The following is a 23,994-nucleotide window of genomic DNA, read 5'->3' as shown; positions in this document are numbered from 1 at the left end:
CAGCTGCTCGTCCAGGGTGAACTCACCACTGTCGAGGGCGCCTTGCCCTTCACCGCCGACCTCGGCGGACGAGGCGAACCCCGTTACGGCGACTGCCTCGGGGGCTCCCTGCCGGTTTCGGCTGTCGCCTCACCGGGCCGTTCGTCTCCTCAGGGCCTCGACGGACCAGCCGATCACCGGCTCCAGGGGTTCCGGGGCCGGCCAGCCGTTGATCACCGCGACCAGGGCGACGTACCGGTCCTTGCGGGGGTCGTTCGCGGCTTCCAGGCGTTGCAGCAGCCAGTCCTTCAGCAGGGCGTCGTCGGGACGGCCGACGGCGCGCGCACACCCTGCGGCACGGCGACCTGGCTCAGCGTGCGTTTCCGATCGGTGACATGCCGGATCACGTCGAGGCCGAGGCCCAGCTCGCGCAGCGTCCGGACGAGGGCCAGGCGGGCGACGGCGTCCGGACCGTAGCGGCGGTATCCAGCAGGGGTGCGATGGGCCGGCGCCACGATGCCGCGGTCGGAAGAGAACCGGATTTTCTTGACCGTCAGCCCGGTACGCCGGGCCAGTTCGCCGATCGAGTAGAGGGTGTCGCCGTCCATGGCCCTACCTTCATGTCTCCCTCCAGGGGAGAGTCAAGTCCGGGAACATGCTGTGGAGAGCATCGGTGCCCATGGCCCTGACGAAGCGGTGGACTTCCCGTGTTCTCCTGATGTGCGTCCGTCTTCCCGTTGAGCGGTTGGGGCTCGTTGTCTGGATGCGGCAGACGCTCTTCAGTGTGGACGGCCAAGCCTTCGACCAGTACGAGGAATACCGTCCTGTCCGTGTCACGGACGACGAAGTCCGCGGGATGAACATCCGGACGGAGGAGGCCCGTTACGGACATCGTTGGTGGTCGACGGCCGAACTGGCCACCACCGCGGAGGTCGTTCGCCCGAAGAGGATGGCTTCTCTCCTGTCCGACGTGCCGGCGAACGTCGATGCGGGCCGAGCCCGGTGTATCTGGGCCACTTCAACGAGGACACCGATCCGGAACAACGCACCCGTGCGGTTCACACGGTTGGTTGACTGAACGCATGACATCCTCCGCGTTCGAGACGGCCAAACCCGATTCCGTCACCTATCTCGACCGGCTCGCCACGAGCGATCTCGGCCGCTCCTACAAGCGGCGCATGCTCGACGTACTCGATCTGCATCCCGGACACACGGTGCTCGACCTCGGCTGCGGTCCCGGTACCGACCTGGAGGCTCTCGCCCAGGCAGTCACCCCTGCCGGCACGGTCATCGGCATCGACCACGACCAGGACATGGTGGACGCCGCCCGGACACGCGCCACCGGTCAGGCCGTGGTGGACGTCCGGCACGCAGACATCCACGACCTGTCGATGGCCGACGGCACCGCCGACCGCGCCCGCACCGACCGGGTCCTCCAGCATGTGGCCGATCCACCGGCGGCGCTCGACGAGATCCGCCGGGTCCTGCGGCCGGGCGGGCGGCTCGTCATGGGCGAGCCCGACTGGGAGACCCTGGCCGTCGACCACCCCGACAGCAACCTGACCCGCGCCTACACCCGCCATGTGGCCGAACGCGTGGTGCGCAACGCGGGTATCGGCAGGCAGCTCGCACGCCTGGCGACCGAGAGCGGCTTCACCGTGCCCGAGGTCATCCCGGTCACTCCGGTCTTCCGGGACCTCCGGGTCGCGGACAAGATCCTCGGCCTGGAACGCACCACCCGGCGAGCTGTCGAGGCCGGGTACTTCAGCGACCAGGAGGCGGAAGCCTGGCTGAGCCGGCTCAGCCAGGGCCCGTTCTTCGCGGCGGTGACGTTCTACATCGTCGTGGCCGAGGCGTAGTCGCGCGTCACGGGCGCCGCGGTCGAAGCGGGGAGCACCGTCCCCCACCACGACCTGCTCGCCCTCGACCACCATCTCGCCGCCCACCGTACGAGCGTTGTGCGTGCCCCGCTCACCGCACCAGCACATCGCCTCGACCTGCAACGCCTCGATCCGGTCGACCAGCAGGAACTGGGCCTCGTCCACGATCACATAGTCGACCCTGCCGCCCCGCGACATCCGCTCCACCACATACGCGCGGGGCCACGGCGAGCCGCCACGGTCATCGCATCGTCCGCGGCCGGGTGGCGGCGCTGCAATGCGACGCCCGTGGCGCCGAGTTGCTGTGCGGCCTGTCCACCCACTTGGCGGGGACGTCCGGTGCGACACTCGGGTCGGACACGCTGATACGGCATGTCACCAGCGGTTCGATGCTGTGGCGGTCCCTGCATGAGCTGGATGAGTTGGGAGGCTGTGCGGAGACATGGGTGAGGATCCGCTCATAGCGGCAGTACGGAGCGGGGACGCCAAGGCGGTGGCAGCCCTGCTGGCGGCGGGGGCCGACTCCAACGCCGTTGACGAGCACGGCACTCCGGCACTGTGTCTGGCCGTGGACGCCTTCGACCTCCCGGTTGTCGAAGAGCTGAGGATGTCCGACCCCCCGGTCCGGCTGAACTGCACCGCCGCTGACGGCCGTACGCCTCTGCTGCGAGCCATCGACCGTGGCGCCTGTGAGATCACGTCCGTGCTCATCAGCGGCGGAGCAGATCTGTGGCGCACTGACGCCGAGGGACGTAACGCCCTGGAGCTGGCGCGGCACTGGCACCTCACGGGCGCTGAGGCCGAGCTGCGCCACAGGAGCGGTACTTCGGGACCGGTCGCGCGCAGAGCGGTTCTGGACGGGTGGGGCAACGTCTGCGAAGAGCTGTCGCTCGGTGGCCTGACGGTCCGCGACGGGCACGCTGCGATCCTCACCGAGCTTGAGCCCCGGTACGGGATCGCACCGGCCTTCGAGGAGTTGATGGGCCGCGCCCTGGCCGAGCCGGACGTCGACCGGCCGGTGTGGTGGTCGACGACGATCACGCTCCAGGGGCGCCACGCCCCCGCCGTCTGGGCGGAGGCCGCCGCCCTGCGCGACCGCCCGAATCCGCTGGAGCGGTACTGCGGCGCCGAGGTGATCCGTCTCGTCCACCTCTTCGATGAGAGCGACGACAGTCCTTTCGACGTGCCGCTCGTCGACCTCTTCCTCCCCTGGGCAGCGCGAGAGGAGGATCCACGGGTGATGCGGGCACTCGCCGCGGGCCTGGCCGAGGCCATGGACCCCCGGGCCGAGCAACCGCTGCCGGCGCTCACCCGGCACCGTGACCGGGAGGTCCGACGGCGGGCGCTCTCCGGCCTTCACCGGCTGATCGCGCAGGGCGACCCCGAAGCCCTGGCCGCCGCCGTGGCCCGCACGCACGACGCGGATGCCCTGGTACGCGAGGCGGCGTGCACGGCAGTCGCCCAGGCCGCCGCGGATTCTGCCGCGCCTTCGGACGCTCTTGCCGCTTGTCTCCACGACGAGGTCGAGGCCGTACGGGTCGCGGCAGCGATCCGGCTGTTCCTGCGCGACGACCCACGCGGCGACGAGGTACTGCGCAGTCTCGGCCGTATCGACCAGGACTCGCCCTACTTCGCGGCTTTCCACGACGTCTGGTATCACCCTCGTGCGCTGGGCCCCGCCGATTGAACTGCTTGAGCCTCGCTCAGTGCTGAAGCGCCGTTCGGGCGCGGCGGCGGGGTCTTCGGCGCCGGGTGCGGTTCCTCCACGGCGCCGCACCGCGGCGGGGCGAAGCACATCACCGGTCGGCAAGGGCGTAGAGGCCGCTCACGGCTGCTCCGCGCCGCCTCTTGGCCTCGATGGCTTTCATTCCGGTGTGCAGGGCGGAGGTGCCGCGGGTGTAGGCGTCGTCGATCGGCAGGTAGTACATGAGGTTGAAGTAGAGGCCCGGGGCGGGGTGGGTCCTGTCGACGGCGACCGCGCGGATCCATGTCGTGGCGCCGTGGTGGTAGTACAGGCAGAAGCCGATCATCCGGGAGCCGTCGTAGGCGGCCACCACTCGCGCCTCGTCCCCCATGGTCCGCGCTTGCCGCTCCAGGACCGCGGTCATGGCGTCGATGCCGTCCCGGTCATGGCCGTGCTCCTGCTGGTGACCGGCGAGCAGCACCCCGGCATCCTCGTAGCAGTCCCCCAGCGTCCGGTGGCGTACGCCGATCCCGGCCCCGGCGAAGGAGCGGCGTTCGCGGCGTATGCCGACGCGGCGCTGTGAGGGGAGGGAGGCGAGGTAGTCGTCGAATCCGGCTCCGGGCAGGGGGATGGTGGCATCGTCTTCCAGGAGCAGGGGCCGCTCGCGGTAGAGGGGGGCGAGCCGGGTCGCGGCGTCGTGGGTCAGATAGGGCCACCAGTGCGTGGTGCCGTGCGCGACGGCGAAGCTGCGGGCCGCGTCACGCAGCACGGCCAGGCAGGTGTCCCGCTGTCCGGCGCTCAGGCCGGGGGCGGTCAGCGGGATGTTGTGGTAGCCGCGGCGGGCGCCTGCGAGCACCCGGGGCCGCACGGGTGAGTCCAGGGCCTTGTCCGGACGGTAGTTGTCGTTGGGTTCTTCGTGGACGAGGTGCAGCGGGGTCGCGGCCAGCAGCGTGCCGTCGCGGTCCCGTACGAGTGCGTAGGCGGTGGTGGCGGTGGGGTCTTGTTCTTCCCCGGCAAGCCACCGGTGGGAGAGGTAGAGGCTGACGGGCCGGGCGAGGCGTTCCCAGTCGGCGGCCGGTACGCGGTGGATGCTGTCGGCGAGTTCGGTGTTCAACGCTGCGTCCTCTTTCGGCGGTGACGGTTGGGGGCTTTGAGCGCGGGGGCGGCGAGGAACGCCAGCAGGCAAGCGGCGGCCTCCGCCCCCCAGGGGATGAGGGGCCCGGATTCCAGCAGCAGGGTGAACAGGGCCGGGGCGGTGACCATCCCGAGTGCCCAGGAGAACTGGTAGAGGCCCTGGGTGAACCCGGATGCGGCCGTCGGTGTCAGGGAGACCGACAGCTCGCTCAGGGAAGGACCCAGAAAGATCTCCGCCACGCTGAACAGGACGATCGCCGCCACCAGCACCACCCACACGGCAGGACCCAACTCCGCAGCGGCCGGCGCGGCGAACGCGGCCATCGCCGCGGCCATGAGCAGGTAGCCGGCACTGACGGCACGCCGGGGAACCGCGGGAGCCAGATGGGCGGTGATCGCGGTGGAAAGGCCCGACACGATCACCGAGTTGATGACGAACAGCATGCTCGCCGACCACGCCGGCAGATGCAGCGCGCGGGTGGTGTAAAGGGCGATGAGCACCGAGAGGACGGCCTGCGCGAGGACGTAGGGGATGTTCGCGGTGACGAGCAGCAGGTAGCGACGCGCATTGTCGGACCGGGTCACCTGCGACGACGTCTCACCGTCCGGGGGTGGAGGCGTGGTGGTGAGGGTGGCGAAGCAGGTGGCGGCCAGCAGGTAGGTGGCGGCGTCGGCCGCGATCATCCAGATGAACGCCCCGTCCCCGGACACTGCCAGGGCGAGCGCGGCGATCCCGGACCCCACGGCCAGCCCCACGTTCCGCAACGAGCTGGTGAAGGCGAACCACGCCCGGCGCTCCCCGGGCGCCGTGACGTGGGTGATGAGGGTGCGTTGCGCGGTGAAGTACGCGTTGATCCCGGCCTGGACCAGCAGATAGGAGACGGCGACGTGCCACGGCTCCCGCGCGGCCAGGAAGCTGAGGAACCCGGCGGCGGAGAACACATTGGCCCACACCACCAGGGGCTTGGGCCCGACGCGGTCCATGAGGTGCCCGGCCAGGAACGTGACCGGCAGGGCCAGGGCCTGTCCGGCCGTTACCGCGACACCGACGGCGGCCGGCGCAAGACCGCGCACGGCGGTGAAGTACAGCAGCCCCAGCGGCAGAAGCATGCCGTTGCCGAGGGAGTCGATGACGTTGCCGGTGATGAACAGACCGTGCCCCCGCAGCGCGGGCAGGCCCAGCGTACGGGGCCTCCTGCGGGGGCGGCGCCGGGAATCCGGGGGGACTGCGATGGTCACGGTGCAAGCAGGGAACAGATCTTGCCCAGAACCCCTTCACTCGGAAACCCGGTCGTCCCGTGCAGATCCTGAAAGACCTTGACCGTCTGGGCCTCGTCCCCCTCCGGCAGACAGAAGACGACGATGTCACCGTGGCTGGTGCCGTCGATCACCAGCTCATGCGCGGTGACGATGTCCAGGCGCTCACGCAGCTCCGCCGCCACCGGTTCAGGGATCCCTTCGGGCACGAGGAACTCGATCGCCCACCCCACGCGGGAGGCCGGGCCGCCGGCGGGCGCCAGGCCGCGGGCCAGGTCCGTCAGCGTGATGAAGGTGTTCGTCCCCGAGGCGGCGCAGGACAAGGTGGTGGCCCCGCCGATCCTCGGGTTGATCTCCAGGACGACGAACCGGTCACCGGTGTAGATCATGTCGACGTTGACCGACCCGCACACCCCGAGCCGTTCGCACAGCAGGACCAGCTTGCGTGCCACGTCGTCGAACCGGGTGTCGGCCTCAGGGCGGGGGCCGCACCAGCGCAGGTCCTCGAAGGTGAAGACCGGCTCGGCGCCGGCGCGGCCGGTCCAGCACACGGGCAGCACCCGGTAGGCGCCCGGACGTCCGACGATGTCCACGCTGCACAGGTCACCGTGCACCACCTCTTCGACCACCGCCGACACCTCCGGTGGACCGGCCAGATACCTGTCCAGATCCGTGGGGGAGGCGAGCGCCTGGATGCCGAAGCTGGTGGAGTCCCATACCGGCTTGGACAGCAGCGGATAGCCGACCTGTTCGGCCTGCACCCGAAGTGCATCCCGGTATCCCGGTACGGGCAGCCCGCGGCCGGCCAGCAGGTCGGAGTCGGCCCGGAAGCCGCGCGGCACCTCCAGTCCGGCGTCCTTCAGGAGCTGCTTGGTCTCCCACTTGTCGATCAGGCGCAAGGTCGACGCGAGCGGCGTCATGACGGTCGGGATACCGCGAGCCTCCAGATACGCCTTCGCCGCGGCGTCGCGCAGGGCGTTGTCGCACGGCAAAGAGATCGACACCGCGGCGTCCGCGCCCCACCGGGCCACCCGGTCGGCGAGTTCACGCGGCGTCACCCCCTCATCGAGACGTATCCGTTCCCCGGGGAAATCCTGGTCGTCGGCCTGACCGTGGGTGTGGAACAGCGCGGCCTCGATGCCGCGGGCGGTGAGAACCTCCACGGCCCGCTGGATGTAGGGGTCGGCGCGCTGGATGTCGACAGACCGCAGGAACGCTATCTTCCGCACGTTTTCAGCTCACTTCCACTCGGGACCGGGAGGCCACCTGTGCGGCCAGCCGGCGGGCTTGCTCTACGGTCTCGGCGCGGGCCACCACGTGCCCGATCCGGCAGGAGGAATCCGTCGGCTGCGGAACCATGTCCCCCGGCCGCAGATGGAGTTCGCTGTGCGTGCCGGTCACCTCCGGGATGACGATCCGGCCCAGCCTGCCCCCGCGCTCGGGCAGGAGGAACCGGATCGCCGCGGCGTCGCTGCGGAGGGGGGCGGTGTCGGGAACCCGGCCGAGGACGGCCTGAAGGTAGGCGGCGGCCGCGCTGACGCCGCTCGCCGCCTCGACGATCTCGCAGATGTTGCCGCCCGGAAGGCGCGCGCCGGTCTCGATCACGTCCGGCATGCTCGCCCCGGGCCGGATCTTGACTTCCGTGTGCGCCACCCCGTTGCGGATTCCCACGGCGAGCGCGGCGCGGGCAGCGATGTGCTGCACCCGGCGGGCCATGGGCGGGGCGAGGTCGGCGGGGCAGCTGTGGCCGGTCTCGATCCGGTACGTGCCCTCGGTGGTTTCCTTGCGGACGACCGGCAGCGGATAGGCGACCCCGTGTGCGATGACCGTCTCGCAGGAGTACTCCTCGCCCGGGACGTACTCCTGCACCAGGACCCGGGTATCGAGCGCCACCCCGTGCGGCTGGGCGTGTGTGTACTGCTGCGCACCGGCCACCGCCGCCGACAGCTGGTCCGGGCCGCCGACGATGCTCACCCCCCAGGAGCCGCCCTGCTCGGCGGGCTTGATCACCAGCGGCCATCCCAGGTCGTGCGACGCAGCGACCTGGTGGGCCTGGCCGGCGTCCTGCACCACCGTCCACCTCGGGGCCGGAACCCCGGCGGCGGCGAACGCCTCCCCCATGAGGATCTTGTTGCGGGCCGCCCTGGCCAGAACCGGGTCGTTGCCGGGCAGGCGCAGCCGCTCGGCCAGGAGGGCGGCGAGGGGAGTGAGGAGTTCCCAGCAGGCGGCGATGCCGGTGATGCGGTGGCGGCGGCAGAAGGCGTCCATCTCCTCCAGCGCGCGCGGGACGTCCGCCAGATCGGTCGCGCACAGACCGGACAGAGCCGACCCGAGCCACGGAGGGTAGGTGTCGTAGATGTCCTTGTGCGTGGCCGCGTACAAGCGGATTCCCAGCCGGTCAGCGGCCTCGACGAGGAAACGACCGGCGTTCCCCATCGGCTCGATGACCAGCACTCCGGGCCCCCTGGGGCCTGCGCCGGTGTTCATCACCCTACTCAAGCGTTCAGGCAAGAGGAGTGACTATCGGCCTGACTCACGAAATCAACTCGCCCTGTGCTTCATCGAGTTGGAGGAACGACCTAACAACTACCCCATTGCAGTTGGCCTTTTGGTGGGCACGGACCATGGCTCCGCTCAACTGCCGCATGGTCGGATCGAGTTCGCAAGGTCATCTTCACCGGCACGATCCGAAACGGGGAAGCACGTGAACACCCTGCACAGTCAGCTCGCGCAGTACATCGACCAAGGCGTCATCCCGCCCTACCAGTACTCCTACCCGCCCCGCTCCACCTACCGGCCCCTCGAATCCGGGAAGTGGAACATCAGCGACGTCTGGGCGCGTGATCTGGCCAACTACCAGACGCCCGAGCTGAACCTGTACCTCCACGTCCCGTTCTGCAACGTCAAGTGCGGATTCTGCAACCTCTACACCATCATCTCCACCGACGAGGACGTCTACGACGCCTACACCGACGCCCTGTGTACCCAGATCCGCGACCACGCGGAGATCATCCAGGCCCGCCGTCTGCGCACCATCTACATCGGCGGCGGCACCCCCGCCCTGCTCCGGACCAGGCACTTCGAGCAGATCTTCGACACCATCGGCGAGGTCTACCCCAACTGGCGCTCCACCGCCGAGGAAGTCGCCGTCGAAGCCACTCCTGACTCCATCGTGGACGACCCCGACGGATTCGCCCGCCTCCTCCAGATGGGCCTGACCCGTGCCAACATCGGCATCCAGTCCCTGGTGCCGCAGGAGATCCGCGAAGCCGGCCGCCGCAAATCCGGCGAGGACGTCATCCGCAAAGCCATCGCCATCGTCAAGGAACTCGGGCTGCCCGACCTGTCCACCGACCTCATCATGGGATTCGCCGGGCAGACCCCCGAATCCTGGCGCCACTCGGTGGACGAACTCGCCGCACTCGAACCCACCACCATCAGCACGTACTTCCTCACCGTGCGGCCCGACGCCTGGTTCTCCAAGACCGGCTCCTACCAGTACATGTGGCAGCCCGAGCTGTACGAACGCTACGACTACGCCCGCAAGGTCTTTCTCGAGCACGGCTACGTGCAGGAAGGCTCCGTCCGCTACAAGAAGCCCGGCCGCGGCGGCTACGTACAGAAGGTCCTCACCTTCCACGGTGTCCCCCTCCTCGGCCTGGGCGTCGGCGCCCGCTCCTACACCAGCGTCCTCGACTACATGACCGGCAGCGTCAAGCCCTCCACCGCCGAGGTCGCCGACTACATCGACAAGGCCAGGAACCACGAACTGCGGCCGGTGACCGGCTTCGAGCTGACCGGTGAGGAGATCGTGCGCAAGCGCCTCGTCCTGGACACCTTCGACCTCGACCTGTCCGAACTGGACCGCTTCGGCCTCGACACGATCCGGTCCGAGGTCGACGCCGTCCTCGACGCGGCCGAGTCCCACGGCCTCATCCACCGCCTCGGCCGCCGCGTCCAGCTCACCCCCAAGGGCTTCAAGTACCGCGACATCCTGTCCTGGATGTTCTACTCCGACCACGTCACGGGCCTGGACCGCGACTACTACGAGGGCCTCCACCAGGCCAACAAGCGCGCCAGGAAGAACATGGGTGCCACCCCCGTCCGCATCACCGGAATCGATCTCCGGGAGAGCGCATGAGCGAGCGCAGCGAGCACATCATCGAAAGGTGCGCGCCGCGCGAATGCAAGGCCGAGCGCAGCGAGGTTTCGGCATGAGCGACCTGGTCATCGCCGCCGGCGGAGGCGGCGACCCCCTCGGCGCCACCATCGCCGCCCACACCATCACCAGCGACACCGGCCCGCCCCTGATCGCCACCTACGCATGGGAACGCCCCGAGGTCGATCCCACACCGGGCCCCCTGGGCAGGGCCGACTTCACCGGCCTCGGCCAGGACCCCGCGGGCAGCGTCTTCACCCCCGCCAGCGCGGCCGTCGCCCCGGCGGGATCGACCCTCCCGGCCCTGGCCGAAACCCTGCCCGCCCGGCTGCTCATGCTCGATCCCACGCAGGGGCTGACCTCCCTGGCCCGCCAGATCGAAGGCATGGCCGCCGCGGCCGGGGGGCGGGTCAGGATCGTCGACATCGGCGGGGACATCCTCACCCACGGCGACGAAGAGACCCTGTGCAGCCCGCTGGTGGACGCCTACACCATGGCCGCCTGCCACCTCGCGGGTGTCAGCGCCACCGTCTACCTCGCAGGTCCCGGCACCGACGGGGAAATCCCGCAGGAAACCCTGCTCGAACGCCTTGCAGGGCGCTATCTCACCCCCGATACGCACGCCGTCGGCCAGGCCGCCGCGGCACTCCGGTGGCATCCCTCCGAGGCGTCCGCGCTCTTCGCCGCCGCCGTCAACGGCGCCCGCGGCACCGTCCGCACCGTCGTGCGCACCATCCCCCTCACCGACGCCTCCGCCCGCATCTACTACCTGTCACTCCCCGAGGCCATCGACCGCAACCCCATCGCCCAGGCCCTCCTGGACCACCGGCCCGCACCCCTGGAGGAGGCGGCCGACCTCTCCCACAAGCTCACCGGAATCCACGAGATCGACCGCGAACGCAAGCGCCCCGCCCGGGCCATGACGTGCACCGTCCCCACCGACCGGCACCGGGCCCTTCGGAACATCAGAGCAGCAGCCGACGGGGCCGACCACACAACCCTGCGGTTCGCCGCCCGCACCCTGGGCCTCACCTGGGCCGACATACCCGCCCTGCGCGACCTGCTGAACGCCTTCGGCCCCCTGCTCCCCCTCACCTGAGGACGCGGCGGGCCGGACGGTGCGCCGGACGCGGCGATGGGACGGTGCGCCGACGGTATGGCGCTGGTGCCACTGGGTAGGGGCGTCCGGCTCCCCCGGGCGGCATCGGGACGACACCCGATACCCGCCCCGCACGACGACGTCGGCCTTCACGACCACGACCGGTGGTGGAGGCCGATGTCGCGCCACGGCTTGGGGCTCACTTTCCGTGATGTGACGATGCTCTCGGAATGTCGGTCCAGACCGAGGTCGCCGAACACGGCGAGCCCGGCTTGGCGAACGAGCCGGATTCAAGGACTCGTATCACCATGACCGTACGGGTGGTCAGCGGTGCGCGCGAGATGGCCGCGCGCCTTGCGGCCGGTCGGCACTTCGCATGGCGGGGGCCATGGGGCACCGATACGGTCCGGGACGGAACGGACGGCAGTGGCCATGACGGCCAGTGCGGTCATGGCGCATACGCTGCCGAATGCGAACGCCGCCCGTGGCCCGCACAGTTGGCTGACGGCTCCGAAGCCCAGTACGCCGAACGGATTCGTTCCCCAGGTGAAGAGGCGATCCACGCTGACGCTACGTCCGCGGAGCCGGTCGGGAACCATTCCCTGGCGGAGGGAAACGGAAATGACCGTCCAACAGGTGATCGCGTACACCGAGAGGAAGTACGCGAAGGCCACGAGGTAGATGTTTCTCGTTGCGGCGATGCCGAGTCCCGACAGGGCCAGGACCAGGAGGCCACCGGTGAGAATCGCCCTGCGGCCGAGGGCCTCGATGAGATGCGATGCCGTCATGCTGGCCGCTACGCCGCCCAGTGCGCCGACGGTGAGCAGCACACCGTACAGGGCGGCGGGCAGGTGCAGTTCCTGCCGCACCAGAAGGATCAGCACGGCCAGTTGTCCCATGTAGACGGTGTTCACCAGCGTCGCTGCGGCAGTGAGCTTCAGCAGGACGCGATGCCTCGACAGGTATCGGAGACACTCGCCGATCTCACGCGCGAGGTGACCGGACCGTGGGGACGGGGAGGACTGCCGCTGTGTCGCGCGGACCCTGCGCAGCAGCAGCGCCGAGCACAGGAAGGACACCGCATCGACCAGCAGCGGCACAAATCTGCTCACCGCGAAGAGGATTCCGCCCAGTGCTTGCCCGATGAGATCGCGGCCGATGGTCTGCGTTGCGTAGAGGTGGCCGTTGGCCCTCTCCAGACGTTCGCCAGTCACCAGACCCGGCAGCAGGGCCTGTGCGGCACAGTCGAAGAGCACCTCGCCGACACCGAGGATGAACGCCAGGGCCACCAGTGGCCAGAAGGTGAGGCGTGCGGTGAGGAGGAGCGCGACCGCCACGATGAGCACCGTGCAGCGCAGCAGGTCGGCGAAGATCATGACGCGTTGCAGGTCGAGGCGGTCCACATAGACCCCGGCCGGCAGGGCCACCAGCAGCCAGGGTGCGGTTCCGGCCGCGGTGAGGACGGTGACCTGGAACGGGTTGTCCAGGAGAGCGACGGCCAGCAGCGGCAGGGCGGCGAAGCGGACGCCGTCACCGAGCGCCGAGACAGCCGAGGATCGCAGCAGTGCGCGGTAGCCGGTAGCGGCCGAGGAGGCGTTTCTCATCAGGGTGTTTGCCGTGCGGAGATGAGGGCGATCTCGACCAGGTGCACGTCGGGAGGCGCAGCAAGGACGTGGCAGACCTGTGCGGCAACGTCCGCGGGGTCCAGCCCCTGCTGCTCATGCCAGCGCGCCGTGACGTCGCGCAGCTGAGGATCGCTGATGTACTCACCGCGGTTGGTCAGCACCATGCCGGGTGAGAGCACCGTGACCCGTATCCCGTGGCCGTGCAGCTCGTCACGAAGACCGTCACTGATGGCGTGTACCGCGTGTTTTGTGCCCGCGTAGACACCCGTTACCGCCCCGGCCCCGCCTCGCCCGCTCATGGAACTGATATTGATCAGCTGCCCGGATCCGCTTCGCGCCAGGAAAGGGACGGCGGCCTGGGAAGCAGCGAGCAGACCGAGGATGTTCAGCTCGACCATTTCCCGCCAGTCGGCGTAGCGGCCGTCATGGACCGCTCCGAGCCGAAAGCTCCCGGCATTGTTCACCAGAGCGTCCAGGCCACCGAGTTCGCCGGCGGCGGCCTCGACGGCCTGTGGAACCGCATCGGGGTCACGGAGGTCTGCTGGAACGGGCAGAGCGCCGACATCGTGCGCGATCGCCCGGAGCCGTTCGCCGTCCCTGGCGAGGACGGCGACGCGTGCCCCCTGGTCCGTCAGGGCACGGGCTGTCGCCGCGCCGATGCCGGCGGAGCCGCCCGTGATGAGGACCTTGCGCCCGCTGAGCGTCATGTGCGTTCGCCTCCGTGTCGTATTTCCCGCTCGCCAGAGGGCCTGTTGCCGACATTTGGGTGCCCGACGACATGGGTGTCCCTCGGAGTGCATGCGCGGATTGCTGGTTAGTCGTCCGAGGCGTTGACGCGTGCTGTGCGGGGAGCGGCGCCCGGAGAGAGCGTAGTGATCGTCAGCGGACACCGAGGCCCGTGAGCAGGTCACGGGTCAGCCGCGTGTGCGGGTGATTCGGTCCCAGGACACGGTCCCGTGCGTGCAGCACGTCCTGCACGATGGGCAGCGCGGCGTTCCGGTCGCCCGTCACCGCCGTCCATCGGCCCAGCTCATGCTGGGTGAGCAAGGTCCGGGGGTGGTGCACGCCCTGGACCTCCTTACGCACGGGCCACAAGTCGTGCAGCATGGCCAGCGCCTTGTCGGGTGCCCCCGCCTCGCCGATCCACTTGGCGTATTCGTGACGCGTCGTCAGCATGCTGATATGCCGGGGTCCCAGGACACGCTCACGCCGGGGTACGAGCTCCTCGAACAGCTCCGCCGCCTTTTCGGCCTCGCCGATTTCGCCGGTCCGGCGCGCGATTTCGTGCTGGGTGGTCAGGGTGTCCGGATGCTCGGGTCCCTGGTGCTCGATACGAATGTCCAGCAGTTCGCGGAACTGCACCAGAGCGGTGGCGGGGTCGCCTCCCTCGCCGATCCAGTATGCGAGGCGGTGCCTGGTCAGCAGGGTATCGGGATGCATCGGTCCGAGTGCCCGCGCACGTAGCGGGAGGAGCTCCCTGCTCAATTCGACGGCCTGGTCGAAGTCGCCCGACTCGCCCGTCCAGTAGGAGATGTTCTGGCGGCAGTGCAGGGTTCCGGGGTGTTCCGGTCCTGCGATTCGTTCCCAATCGGGGAGGTACGCACGGAAGGCGTGGAGCGCCGTGAGAAAATTGCCGCCTTCAGCCAGCCAATGCGCGTGGATATCCCTCGTGATGAGAGTTTCCAGGTGTTCCGGACCGTATACGCGCTCGAAGACAGGCAGCAGTTCACTGAGGGCCGTGGCGGCGAGCTCCGGGTTTTCCTGTTCACCGAGGCGGTCGGCTCTGTCCCGTTGCGCCGGCAGGTCCTGCGTATCGCGGACGCTCCAGGCGGATGCATGAGCGTCGGACCTCCGAGGATCGAACTCCTCGAACGGCTCGTTCCCCAGCCTGGACCGCACCCACTCGACCAGGCCCGGCATCGCGGCTTCGATCATCGCCAGGACCTCGACGAAGTCCGCTTCCCGCCCGTAGTAGGGGTCGGGCACATCGTCTTCGGCGTCGTGACCTTCACTATTCCGGAGAAAACGACCGCAGCAGTCGGATTCGTTCATCCGCCTCCGGAACTTCGCTGCACTCTGCCGCCCTGAGGCGCTCTTTCAACGCAGCTACGTGACTGGAGTCCATCGCCACAAACAGATTCGCGTCGAGGTCGCGCTGCCCTAATTGGGCAGCTACGTGATGGACCGGATATCCGCGTGCGGACAATACATGGGCAGCGCGTTCGTCGATACGCTTTCCTGTATGCCAGGCGCCTGTCCCCGCGCTGGTCACAGAGACGCGGTCAGCGATTCCGGCCTTTCGCAGGTGTACCTGAAACACGAGTGCCGCCATGGGTGAGCGACAGATATTCCCGGTACAGATGAAGGATATGTGCATGATCAGCACCATAGGTCATGCCGCCGCGGGCGGACAAGGATCTTTCCGATGTACGTGGTGACGTACATCGGAACATTTAATTCCGGGTCTGTATCTGCTAACTGACGGGGCGACATCCCCATGGCTATGCGGCCTTATTCCAGCTCACCGATCGGACGTAAGCCGGAAGCGAGAGGTACCCGTCGGCGATCGCCGTCGGCGTGCGGCTCACGGAGCGCCATCCGGCGGCAGAGGCGTGTGCGGCGGATGGGACCTCCGAAGCATCGTCCGGCTCACAGATGGTGCTCGTCCATCAAGCACATCAAGTTCCGCTTGCGTTTCTGGGCGGTACGCAGGGCGGTGACGTACTCGGTGAACTCCTCGGGCATTCCCAGGCGGCGGTGGCAGTCCCGAATGCTCAGCAGCAGGCTGACGAGCTGCTCGTAGACCACGTTGCCGGTCTGCTCGGTCAGCGGCTCCGCCAGGCGCAGGTAGACACCGAGCGCGTCGGCGGGGCGGGTGGCACGGACCTGGTCGGCGAGGGTGAGCCACTGCCGGTCATGGGCGCCGGTCCCGGTGGCGGCCCGCCAGGCGGCGTCGACGTCCTTGTCGTCGAGCAGGACATCGACCAGTACGGAGCCGCCGTACCAGCCCAGTTGCCGCTGCCCCGCGTCGGCACGCAGCACGGCCAGCGCGCCCTCACGCTCGGCCGGCCAGCAGTCCGCGGCCCGGGCAGCGGCGCGCAACTGCTGGTACGTGAGCAGCGTGCGGCGGGCGCCGAAGTGGTCGCGGCGCAGGGCGACCGCGTCGCCGGTCCGGCCCACCTGCGCGTAGCGGTCGCAGAGGTAGTCGACAAGGGCGGTGTCGACGTCAGCGAGGTCCCGGACCTCCCGGATACCGCGTTCCGCCCAGTGCAGGGCGTCGCCGGGGCGCCGGGCGATGTCCAGCTCGCGAGCGATGACCAAGTGCGTGTGACCGTTCGGTGCGAGGTCGGCCGCATGCACCGCAATCACCGCGTCGACGTCGCCTCCCGCCTTGGCCAGACGCTCCATCAGGCACTTCTCCGCCCAGCCGCGGCGGTTGCCCTGCCATGCCTCGACCGCCAACTTCCGCAGGGCAGCCATGCCCTCTTCGCCGAGAACGTCCTCATAGTCGAGCGGATCGATGTCGGTGAGGCCGTCGTCCGCCTCGCCGAGGGCATGGCCGACCAACCAGCGCGCGAGCTGCACCGCGTCGGGGCGCGCCGCACGGCACGCGTCGAGGTGGGCGTCGGCGAGGCCGGTGCCGACCTGGCCGAGCCATCCGTCGGAGTCGTCAACGCTCTCCACCGCCTGGGCCAGCATCCTCATCGCCTCCCGCACCAAGACGACCGCGTCGGCCGCCCGTCCGGAGCCGATGAGCGCGCCGATCGCCGACATCGCCTGCCCGGCTTGGTCCGCATAGGCGCGGGCATCCGCGTACTCGACGTACCCGTACTGTGCGAACGGGCCGATGTCGAGCAGTTCCCGGATACGGGCCCGGACCGCGGCGAGATCCCCGCGGGCGCTCGCGGCCCGCAGCTCCAGGCGGCGCCGCAACTGCCGGTCCTCGCCGATCTGTTCCCGCACCAGGGCGAGCAACTCGCCCTTGGACAGGGCGGCCAGCCACCCGTCGAGGTCCTGCGCCCGGTCCCGTGCCGCCTTCCGCTGCCGCGGCAGGCTCTCCGGCCGGGCGAGCACCGTCAGGCCGAGGGCGACCAGGTGCTTGCAGAAGTTGCCCTCAAGGCCAAACGGGCAGTCGCACTCGCCGGTCAGCCCGCCGGGCCCGTCCAGGGTCAGCTCCACCTCGTACCGTTCCGTGCCGTGGACACTCGCGCCGATCCATCCGTCACCGACCTCGACCCCGGACACCGCATCCAGATATCCGCGCCCGCGCTCGAAGGAACGGGCACCGGCCAGCTCCCTCAGATTCGCCTCCGTGAGGCCACCCATGGTTCTTCCACCCTGCTCGGCCTGGGCACTTGATGCCCCGCCAGCCTAGTCCCCGCCGGTGGCTACGGAGATCCGCGCTCTGGCCCGCACCGGCCGCCGGTACACCCCCGGTCCTGCCTCATGGACTCCGAGGCTCCATCACCGGACCCGCGAGGCGCAACCGTGCAACCGTGCAACCGCCGTCCCTACAGGCCCCAGGTCAGCCCTTCCAGCATCCACACACAGCGGCGCCACCACTCCCCGCTCCGATTCCGACCGCCTCGCAGCGCCCCGTCCACGCCGAAATCCGCAGCCGGACACGCCCCTGGCCGACCGACGAGCCGCCAGCCGCACCCAGCTCCGATCCGGCAACCGGTACCGCAACGGGTTCGGCCCCGGAGGAAGCTGGCCCCATTGTGACCTGCGCGTTTACCAGATCGCCAGGTCGATGCCACGGCGGGCGTCAGACGTTGAACCGGAACTCGACGACTCGGAGCGGGCAGTCTTTGTGGAGATCATGCCCCCAGCGGGGCCCACCAGCGGAGAGCCGGACGGTCATGTGCGGCAAGGCCGCTGCGGTGCGCCGAGTCCCGCAGGTGCGTCGCATCGGCACATCAGCCTCCCGGCCACCCCCCGCTCCCCGTATCCCCGGTGTCGCTGCGACTTGGCGCCGCATGCCGCCAAGAAGACCCCACAGATCATGACGGGCATGGCCGCCTTTCCGAAGCGTGGGCGCCGGCGCAGGTGCACCTGCCGGCCTCAGTCGGAGGTGACCGGCAGCACGTCCGGCGACAGCGCCACCGCTCGCGCCGCAGCGCTCGTCATCCGCTTACGGTGATGGCGTCGGCACAGGACCTCGTACCCGACCTCCTCCGCCGACCGCTGCACGTCCCCCACCACGACCTGCTCGCCCTCGACCACCATCTCGCCGCCCACCGTACGGGCATTGTGCGTGGCCCGAGCACCACACCAGCACATCGCCTCGACCTGCAACGTCTCCACCCGGTCCGCCAACTCGATCAGCCGCTGAGACCCCGGGAAGAGCTTCGTACGGAAATCCGTGGTGATGCCGAAGGCGAAGACGTCGAGGGCAAGGTCGTCCACGATCCGCGCCAGCTGGTCGATCTGGTCGGGCGCGAGGAACTGGGCCTCGTCCACGATGACGTAATCGACCTTGCCGCCGTACGTCATCTGCTCCACGAGATACCCGTAGAGATCCATTCCCGGAGCCGCCTCCACCGCATCCGTCACCAGCCCCAGACGCGACGACAGCTTCCCCTCCCCCGCACGGTCATCACGCGTGAAGATCAAGCCTTTCAGCCCGCGCGCCGAGCGGTTGTGCTCGATCTGGAGCGCCAGAGTCGACTTTCCACAGTCCATCGTCCCGGAGAAGAACACCAGCTCGGGCATGGGAAGTAGCGGGCCTTTCGGGCTCGTTGGGAGGGGACGGACGGGGACCGCGGGGGTCAGGTACGGACTTCCAGGAGGGGTACCAGCTGCTCGGCCGGGGTCATGGAGCCGTGCAGGCCGACCATCGAGGACTCCCCCGGTTCGCGTTCGGAGGCGATGATGGCCATGTCGGCGTGCGCGACGGCCACCACGTCGCCGATCCGGCCGCGTACCCGGTCGTCGACCCGCGGGCCGAACCACCCGGCGGCGATGGCCTCTTCGCGGCTCGCCACCCACATCTGCTCGCCGACCACCTCGCGCCAGATGGCCAGCACATCGCCGGCCGCCCCCGGATGCGCGTACACATGCCGGGCCCGGCCCTCGCCGCCCAACAGGCGTACGCCGGCGCGCAGTTCCCAGTCCTCGTCGAAGTCGATCCGGGACTCGGGGTCGAAGGGGATGTCGATCATGCCGTGGTCGGCGGTGACGTACAGGACGGATCGCGGCGGAAGCTGCTCGGCCAGCCGCTCGGCGAGCCGGTCGACGTACTGGAGCTGTCCGCGCCAGGCGTCCGAGTCGACGCCGTAGCGGTGGCCCTTGCCGTCGACCTCGGAGTAGTACGTGTAGACGAGCGAACGGTCACCGGCGGCGAGCTGCTCGGCGGCGAGGTCCATCCGCTCCTCGCCCGAGAGGCGGCCGTGGAAGGTGCCGCCGCTGAGCGCCACCTTGGTCAGCGGGGTGTGCTCGAAGTCCGGTGCGGAGACCTGGCAGGTGTGGATGCCGGCGGCGTCGGCCAGCCGGAAGACGGTCGGGTAGGGCTGCCAGACGTGCGGGTCGGTCCACGGGCGCCAGCGCAGCTGGTTCATCAGGGCGCCGGTGGCCGGATCCTCGCAGAGATATCCGGCCAGGCCGTGGGCGCCCGGGGGCAGGCCGGTGCCGACCGAGGCGAGGGAGGTGGCGGTGGTGGAGGGGAACCCGGCGGTGAGCGGGCGGCCGGTGCCGTTGCAGGAGCTGTCCAGGAGGGAGGTCAGGAACGGCGCCTCCTCCGGGTGGGCGCGCAGCAGTTCCCAGCCGAGTCCGTCGACGAGGAACACGCAGGCCCGGTCGGCGGGGGCCAGCTCCATCGAGGTGGCGACCTCGCGCACGCCCTGGCCGGCGACGATGGCGGGCAGCAGATCGGCGAGCGAACCCGTGCCGTACTGCGGCACGGGGGCGGTGAGCGGGTCCAGGGGTGCCGGCTCGGGCCACGCGGGGGCGGTGTGGGCCATCAGCGGGTGCTGCTGGTGGCGGCGGTGGCCTCGGAGAGTGCCTGGGCGAAGGCGAGGGTCTCGCGGACCGAGTCCGGTCCGTCGCCCGCCTCGCTGACCCGCAGCGAGAGGTCGTCGGCGGTGGAGGAGCCCGTGTAGCCGTGGTCCGCCTCGCAGTTGGGGTCGCCGCAGGCGGCGGGCTCCAGGTCCAGGCGGGCGACGGCGCCCCAGCCGATGGTGAGGACGACCTCGCGGGGCAGCTGGCCGGGGGTGTAGGACTCGGGGTTGGCGACCACCCGGCTGAGCACCACCGACGAGATCCGGCCGAGCTTGACGGACTCGGTGGAGGTGGTGGCGTACGGGGAGGGGCTGGTGGCGTCGGCGGCCTGCTCGTCGGTGTGGCTGACGATGAAGCGGGTGCCGGTCAGGACCAGGACCGTGACATGGCGGCGGACCTCGTTGGCATCGAAGGTCGTCTCCTGGTGGACGAGGTACGACACGACCGCCTCGCCGCCCACCGCGGCCTGCACCGCCTCGGCAACGAGGGTCGGGTAATAGCCACTGCGCTCGATCGCCGCGCGCAGCCCCTGGGTCGTCGTACCGGTCTTAGCCATGGGGTCCATCTTACGGGGCGCACCGGCCCGCGAGACCCTCAGTAGACGGGCAGGCGGCGGGGGCCGAGGTCGGTGGTGGCGGGCGGGCGGGCCAGGCGGACGGCGGCTCCCAGGACGGACAGGCCGTGTGGTGCGACAACGACCGGTTCGAGGTCGACGCCGACCACCTCGGGGTGGTCGTCGACCAGTCGTGACACCCGCAGCAGCAGATCGGCGAGCGCGGTGGTGTCCACCGGCTGGGAGCCGCGCCAGCCGAACAGGAGCGGGGCGGCGCGGATCGACCTGATCTGGTCGGCGACATCGCGGTCGGTGGCCGGAATCAGACGGTGGGCGAGGTCGCCGAGGAGCTGGGAGGGGGCGCCGGCCAGCCCGAAGGAGAGCACGGCGCCGGCGGCCGGGTCGATGGCGGCGCGGACGACCGTGTCCACGCCGCGCGGCGCCATCGCCTGGACGACCGGCCGCAGCACCTCGGGCGAGCCGAGGAAGTCGGTCAACTCGGCGTAGGTGCGGCGTAGTTCGCGTTCGCCGGCGATGTCCAGGCGGACGCCGCCGAGGTCGGCGCGGTGGCGCAGATGAGGGGCGGTGGTCTTCAGGGCGACCGGATAGCCGAGGCGGGCGGCGGCGCGGAGGGCCGCGTCGGGGTCGGGGGCGGGCAGAGAGGGGCGGGCGTGGATGCCGTAGCGGGCGAGCAGGGCCTCGGCGTCGGCGGGCGGCAGCGCGACGGAGCGGCCGGCGGCGGGGTCGGGGGTGTGGCGGTCGAGCAGCCGATCGATATCGGCTCCGGCGGCGGCTTCCTGGATGTCGTCGTACTCGGGGACGCGGCCCGGCTCGGCGGCGTCCCGGCGCCAGGCGGCGTAGCGGACGGCTTCGGCGAGCGCGCGGACGGCCCGCTCGGCGGCCGGGTAGGCGGGGATCCGGACGGGGGCGGGGCGGCGGACCGGGGCCGGGGGTGCGGTCTCCGCCGCGGCCGGCGGGGCGGCCGAGGGCGGGGCCGGGGGGCGCGGCGGGTGGGGCGGGTACGGGGGCAGCGGGGGCCGGGGCGGGGCCTGGACGGAGACGGGGCCGGGGTCTGCGGGCCGGGCGGGGGCCGGGGGCGGCACGGGTGGCGCGTCCCGGGGCGGCGCGGGCGGTTCAGGGGATGCCCCCGGGGCGGCGAGCGTCTGCGCGAGGTCGTCCATGGCCAGGTGGACGACGGCCACCGGTTTGGCCGGATCCGCCGCGGCGGCGGAGCGGAGGGCGGCGGCGAGCGCGATGCCCTCCCGAACGCCCGGAACGGCGTCCTCCCCTTCGCCGACCCAGGGGATGGCAGTGACGACCACGGCATCGCAGCCGTCACCCGCGAGCGCCTCGGCGAGCGCGGCCCGGAAGTCGTCCGCCGTCGCCCCGGGGGCCAGCACATGGGGGCGCAGCGGACGCAGCCCTTCGGTCAGGCAGGAGTCGTACGTCAGCAGGGCGAGCGATTCGGAGTTGCCCAGGATGGCGATGCGCGGGCCGGCCGGCAGCGGCTGGGAGGCCAGCAGGAGCCCGGCGTCGATGAGTTCGGTGACGGTGTCGACGCGGATCACCCCGGCCTGGCGCATCAGGGCGGCGACCGTGCTGTCGGGGATACGGACCGTGGGCACGGTATGGCCCAGGGGGGCGGTGCCGTGGTGGCGCGCGCCCTTGGCGACGACGACCGGTTTGGCGATCGCGGTACGGCGCGCGAGCCGGGCGAACTTGCGGGGATTGCCGATGGACTCCAGATAGAGGATCACCACATCGGTGTCCGGGTCGTCGTACCAGTACTGGAGGAGGTCGTTGCCGGAGACGTCGGCGCGGTTGCCCGCCGAGACGAAGGAGGAGATTCCGGCGATGCCGCCGTCACCGGGGCCGCGCGCGTGCAGCCCGCTGAGCAGGGCGATACCGATCGCACCGGACTGGGTGAACAGGCCGATGTGTCCGGCGCCGGGCATCTGGGGCGCCAGCGAGGCGTTCAGCCGCACGGCCGGGGAGGTGTTGATCATGCCGAAGGCATTGGGGCCGATCAGGCGCATGCCGTAGGAGCGGGCCAGGCGGAGCAGCGCGCGCTGGCGCTCGCGGCCGTCGGGGCCCGCTTCGGCGTATCCGGAGGAGAGGATGAGCACGCCCTGCACACCGTGTTCGCCGCAGTCGCGGACCACCTCGGGGACGTGGGCCGCGGGGACGGCGATGACCGCCAGATCGACCGGGTCGGCGATCTGGCGCAGGGAACGGACCGCGGGTACGCCCTCGGGCTCGAGGCGGTCCATGCCCTCGGGGAAGGCGTGGTTGACGGCGTGGACGCGGCCGGTGAAGCCGGAGTCGCGAAGGCTGCGCAGGGCGGAGCGGCCGACGCCGCCGGGGGCGCGGCCCGTACCGATGACGGCGACCGAGCCCGGCGCGAGCAGCCGCTGGACGGAGCGGGCCTCGGCGCGCTGCTCGCGGCCGCGCATCACGGCCACGGACTGCTCGGTCGGCTCCAGGTCCAGCTCCAGCCGGACCACGCCGTCCGCGAAGGTGCGCTTCTGGGTGTAGCCGGCGTCCGTGAACACCTTGATCATCTTGGAGTTGGCGGGCAGCACCTCGGCGGCGAACCGGCGGATGCCGCGCTCGCGGGCCACCGCGGCGATGTGCTCCAGGAGGGCGGAGGCCACCCCACGGCCCTGGTGGGCGTCCTGGACCAGAAAGGCGACCTCGGCCTGGTCGTCCTCCGGGCTCTTGGCGGGCAGGCCCTGGTCGTCGATCCGGTCGTAGCGGACGGTGGCGATGAACTCACCGCCCACGGTGGCGGCGAGGCCGACCCGGTCGACGTAGTCGTGGTGGGTGAAACGGTGCACATCGCGGTCGGACAGCCGCGGGTAGGGCGCGAAGAACCGGTAGTACTTCGACTCGTCCGAGACCTGCTCGTAGAACGACACCAGCCGCTCGGCGTCGTCCGGGGCGATGGGGCGGATCCGCGCCGTGCCGCCGTCGCGCAGGACCACGTCGGCCTCCCAGTGGGCCGGGTACGCGTGGTCGGGCTGCGTCTGCATGCGGACAAGCGTACGGCGGAGCACTGACAACGGGCCCGTCCTGCGTACGCTCGGTCACATCGGAACGCTGCCGGAGCGCTGCCGGAGCACTCCCGGCAGCGTGCAAGAATGGTCTAGACAACTGTCACGCGACTTGAAGGGCATCACCATGGCTGAGCGCCGCGTCAATGTCGGCTGGGCCGAGGGCCTGCACGCCCGCCCCGCTTCGATCTTCGTCCGTGCGGCCACCGCGGCCGGCATCCCGATGACGATCGCCAAGGCCGATGGCACCCCCGTCAACGCGGCCTCCATGCTCGCGGTCCTGGGCCTGGGCGCCCAGGGTGGCGAGGAGATCGTCCTGGCCTCCGACGCCGAGGGCGCCGAGGCCGCGCTCGACCGCCTGGCGAAGCTCGTCGCCGAGGGCCTCGAGGAGCTGCCCGAGACGGTCTGAGTCCGTCAGGGTCTCCCGTTCGCACTGTCCGCGACCCCGCGGCGGTGACCGGAAATGGTCGCCGTGGCGGGGTCGTTGTCGTGTGGGGGCGGGGGCGGGCGACTCCGGGAGTTTTCCCGTACGGGCACGCCGAAATTCCGGGCCGAATTACCCGGGAATCAAT

19 protein-coding genes and 2 pseudogenes are annotated in these 23,994 nt (G+C 70.4%); 6 read left to right on the top strand and 15 right to left on the bottom strand.

Going from position 1 to position 23,994, the window contains the following annotated elements:
* Positions 1–129: 129 nt before the first annotated feature.
* Positions 130–587, bottom strand: a pseudogene (locus tag B1H19_RS29935) (MerR family transcriptional regulator).
* 71 nt (positions 588–658) lie between these two features.
* Here B1H19_RS29935 and B1H19_RS29930 point away from each other — a divergent pair.
* Positions 659–1,057, top strand: coding sequence for an NUDIX hydrolase (locus B1H19_RS29930; RefSeq protein ID WP_159028155.1), 399 nt, complete (start codon positions 659–661; stop codon positions 1,055–1,057).
* A gap of 4 nt (positions 1,058–1,061) precedes the next feature.
* Positions 1,062–1,838, top strand: a complete 777-nt coding sequence (locus B1H19_RS29925) for a methyltransferase domain-containing protein (protein ID WP_083107832.1) — start codon at positions 1,062–1,064, stop codon at positions 1,836–1,838.
* 39 nt (positions 1,839–1,877) lie between these two features.
* On the opposite strand, the pseudogene B1H19_RS40030 reads toward B1H19_RS29925, so the two are convergent.
* Positions 1,878–2,075, bottom strand: a pseudogene (locus tag B1H19_RS40030) (thymidine kinase); the annotation flags it as partial.
* Between the two features lie 226 nt (positions 2,076–2,301).
* Here B1H19_RS40030 and B1H19_RS29915 point away from each other — a divergent pair.
* Positions 2,302–3,546 carry a HEAT repeat domain-containing protein gene (locus B1H19_RS29915; protein WP_083107831.1) on the top strand — a complete coding sequence of 415 codons (1,245 nt, stop codon included), beginning with the start codon at positions 2,302–2,304 and terminating at the stop codon, positions 3,544–3,546.
* A gap of 109 nt (positions 3,547–3,655) precedes the next feature.
* Here B1H19_RS29915 and B1H19_RS29910 read toward each other — a convergent pair whose 3' ends face one another.
* Genes B1H19_RS29910 through B1H19_RS29895 form a run of 4 tightly spaced genes read right to left on the bottom strand, consistent with a single transcriptional unit; the run spans position 3,656 to position 8,421 of the window.
* Complete coding sequence (locus tag B1H19_RS29910; RefSeq protein WP_083107830.1) at positions 3,656–4,657, bottom strand: GNAT family N-acetyltransferase; 1,002 nt, start codon at positions 4,655–4,657, stop codon at positions 3,656–3,658.
* Positions 4,654–5,916 carry an MFS transporter gene (locus B1H19_RS29905; protein ID WP_083107829.1) on the bottom strand — a complete coding sequence of 421 codons (1,263 nt, stop codon included), beginning with the start codon at positions 5,914–5,916 and terminating at the stop codon, positions 4,654–4,656. Before B1H19_RS29905 ends, B1H19_RS29910 begins: the two co-directional genes overlap by 4 nt.
* Positions 5,913–7,163 (bottom strand): ATP-grasp domain-containing protein, encoded by a 1,251-nt coding sequence (locus B1H19_RS29900; RefSeq protein ID WP_083107828.1) that lies wholly within the window; start codon positions 7,161–7,163, stop codon positions 5,913–5,915. Before B1H19_RS29900 ends, B1H19_RS29905 begins: the two co-directional genes overlap by 4 nt.
* Positions 7,164–7,167: 4 nt before the next feature.
* Positions 7,168–8,421 carry an ATP-grasp domain-containing protein gene (locus B1H19_RS29895; protein WP_083107827.1) on the bottom strand — a complete coding sequence of 418 codons (1,254 nt, stop codon included), beginning with the start codon at positions 8,419–8,421 and terminating at the stop codon, positions 7,168–7,170.
* Between the two features lie 217 nt (positions 8,422–8,638).
* Here B1H19_RS29895 and B1H19_RS29890 point away from each other — a divergent pair, with 217 nt between their 5' ends.
* Both B1H19_RS29890 and B1H19_RS29885 read left to right on the top strand, forming a co-directional pair.
* Entirely contained in the window at positions 8,639–10,075 is a 1,437-nt protein-coding gene (locus B1H19_RS29890) for a coproporphyrinogen-III oxidase family protein (protein WP_083107826.1), read from the top strand.
* A 73-nt stretch (positions 10,076–10,148) separates the two neighbouring features.
* The gene (locus tag B1H19_RS29885; protein ID WP_159028154.1) at positions 10,149–11,192 is read left to right on the top strand and encodes a DUF1152 domain-containing protein; all 1,044 of its coding nucleotides are present in this window, start codon (positions 10,149–10,151) and stop codon (positions 11,190–11,192) included.
* Between the two features lie 290 nt (positions 11,193–11,482).
* Here B1H19_RS29885 and B1H19_RS29880 read toward each other — a convergent pair whose 3' ends face one another.
* The 9 genes from B1H19_RS29880 to B1H19_RS29835 all read right to left on the bottom strand — a co-directional run bounded on the left by B1H19_RS29880 (position 11,483) and on the right by B1H19_RS29835 (position 23,401).
* Positions 11,483–12,796: an MFS transporter gene (locus B1H19_RS29880; RefSeq protein WP_083107824.1), complete on the bottom strand. Its 1,314-nt coding sequence runs from the start codon at positions 12,794–12,796 to the stop codon at positions 11,483–11,485.
* Positions 12,796–13,524 carry an SDR family oxidoreductase gene (locus B1H19_RS29875; RefSeq protein WP_159028153.1) on the bottom strand — a complete coding sequence of 243 codons (729 nt, stop codon included), beginning with the start codon at positions 13,522–13,524 and terminating at the stop codon, positions 12,796–12,798. The genes B1H19_RS29880 and B1H19_RS29875 overlap by 1 nt, the downstream gene beginning before the upstream one ends.
* A 172-nt stretch (positions 13,525–13,696) precedes the next feature.
* Complete coding sequence (locus tag B1H19_RS40025) at positions 13,697–14,869, bottom strand: tetratricopeptide repeat protein (RefSeq protein ID WP_237289557.1); 1,173 nt, start codon at positions 14,867–14,869, stop codon at positions 13,697–13,699.
* Positions 14,829–15,149 (bottom strand): arsenate reductase/protein-tyrosine-phosphatase family protein, encoded by a 321-nt coding sequence (locus tag B1H19_RS40020; protein WP_237289909.1) that lies wholly within the window; start codon positions 15,147–15,149, stop codon positions 14,829–14,831. The genes B1H19_RS40025 and B1H19_RS40020 overlap by 41 nt, the downstream gene beginning before the upstream one ends.
* 317 nt (positions 15,150–15,466) lie before the next feature.
* Complete coding sequence (locus B1H19_RS29855) at positions 15,467–17,143, bottom strand: SWIM zinc finger family protein (RefSeq protein ID WP_083107822.1); 1,677 nt, start codon at positions 17,141–17,143, stop codon at positions 15,467–15,469.
* A 738-nt stretch (positions 17,144–17,881) separates the two neighbouring features.
* Entirely contained in the window at positions 17,882–18,532 is a 651-nt protein-coding gene (locus tag B1H19_RS29850; RefSeq protein WP_083107821.1) for a thymidine kinase, read from the bottom strand.
* A 56-nt stretch (positions 18,533–18,588) separates the two neighbouring features.
* Entirely contained in the window at positions 18,589–19,779 is a 1,191-nt protein-coding gene (locus B1H19_RS29845; RefSeq protein WP_083107820.1) for an alkaline phosphatase family protein, read from the bottom strand.
* Positions 19,779–20,372 (bottom strand): DUF5998 family protein, encoded by a 594-nt coding sequence (locus tag B1H19_RS29840; RefSeq protein ID WP_083109954.1) that lies wholly within the window; start codon positions 20,370–20,372, stop codon positions 19,779–19,781. Before B1H19_RS29840 ends, B1H19_RS29845 begins: the two co-directional genes overlap by 1 nt.
* 38 nt (positions 20,373–20,410) lie before the next feature.
* Entirely contained in the window at positions 20,411–23,401 is a 2,991-nt protein-coding gene (locus tag B1H19_RS29835) for a bifunctional acetate--CoA ligase family protein/GNAT family N-acetyltransferase (protein ID WP_083109953.1), read from the bottom strand.
* Between the two features lie 148 nt (positions 23,402–23,549).
* Between B1H19_RS29835 and B1H19_RS29830 the strand changes: the two genes are divergently transcribed.
* On the top strand, positions 23,550–23,831 hold the full coding sequence (locus B1H19_RS29830) for an HPr family phosphocarrier protein (RefSeq protein WP_083107819.1): 282 nt from the start codon (positions 23,550–23,552) through the stop codon (positions 23,829–23,831).
* Positions 23,832–23,994 lie beyond the last annotated feature (163 nt).

The sequence above is a fragment of the Streptomyces gilvosporeus genome (genome assembly GCF_002082195.1).
Lineage (GTDB): Bacteria > Actinomycetota > Actinomycetes > Streptomycetales > Streptomycetaceae > Streptomyces > Streptomyces gilvosporeus.
This window is presented reverse-complemented; position numbering and strand designations above follow the sequence as displayed.

What these genes read in the sequence shown, in the direction of transcription:
- B1H19_RS29930 (WP_159028155.1), top strand. Translation starts at nt 659, where the DNA reads ATGGCCCTGACGAAGCGGTGGACTTCCCGTGTTCTCCTGATGTGCGTC.
- B1H19_RS29925 (WP_083107832.1), top strand. Translation starts at nt 1,062, where the DNA reads ATGACATCCTCCGCGTTCGAGACGGCCAAACCCGATTCCGTCACCTAT.
- B1H19_RS29915 (WP_083107831.1), top strand. Translation starts at nt 2,302, where the DNA reads ATGGGTGAGGATCCGCTCATAGCGGCAGTACGGAGCGGGGACGCCAAG.
- B1H19_RS29895 (WP_083107827.1), bottom strand. Translation starts at nt 8,421, where the DNA reads ATGAACACCGGCGCAGGCCCCAGGGGGCCCGGAGTGCTGGTCATCGAG.
- B1H19_RS29885 (WP_159028154.1), top strand. Translation starts at nt 10,149, where the DNA reads ATGAGCGACCTGGTCATCGCCGCCGGCGGAGGCGGCGACCCCCTCGGC.
- B1H19_RS29880 (WP_083107824.1), bottom strand. Translation starts at nt 12,796, where the DNA reads ATGAGAAACGCCTCCTCGGCCGCTACCGGCTACCGCGCACTGCTGCGA.
- B1H19_RS29875 (WP_159028153.1), bottom strand. Translation starts at nt 13,524, where the DNA reads ATGACGCTCAGCGGGCGCAAGGTCCTCATCACGGGCGGCTCCGCCGGC.
- B1H19_RS40025 (WP_237289557.1), bottom strand. Translation starts at nt 14,869, where the DNA reads ATGAACGAATCCGACTGCTGCGGTCGTTTTCTCCGGAATAGTGAAGGT.
- B1H19_RS40020 (WP_237289909.1), bottom strand. Translation starts at nt 15,149, where the DNA reads ATGGCGGCACTCGTGTTTCAGGTACACCTGCGAAAGGCCGGAATCGCT.
- B1H19_RS29855 (WP_083107822.1), bottom strand. Translation starts at nt 17,143, where the DNA reads ATGGGTGGCCTCACGGAGGCGAATCTGAGGGAGCTGGCCGGTGCCCGT.
- B1H19_RS29850 (WP_083107821.1), bottom strand. Translation starts at nt 18,532, where the DNA reads ATGCCCGAGCTGGTGTTCTTCTCCGGGACGATGGACTGTGGAAAGTCG.
- B1H19_RS29845 (WP_083107820.1), bottom strand. Translation starts at nt 19,779, where the DNA reads ATGGCCCACACCGCCCCCGCGTGGCCCGAGCCGGCACCCCTGGACCCG.
- B1H19_RS29840 (WP_083109954.1), bottom strand. Translation starts at nt 20,372, where the DNA reads ATGGCTAAGACCGGTACGACGACCCAGGGGCTGCGCGCGGCGATCGAG.
- B1H19_RS29835 (WP_083109953.1), bottom strand. Translation starts at nt 23,401, where the DNA reads ATGCAGACGCAGCCCGACCACGCGTACCCGGCCCACTGGGAGGCCGAC.
- B1H19_RS29830 (WP_083107819.1), top strand. Translation starts at nt 23,550, where the DNA reads ATGGCTGAGCGCCGCGTCAATGTCGGCTGGGCCGAGGGCCTGCACGCC.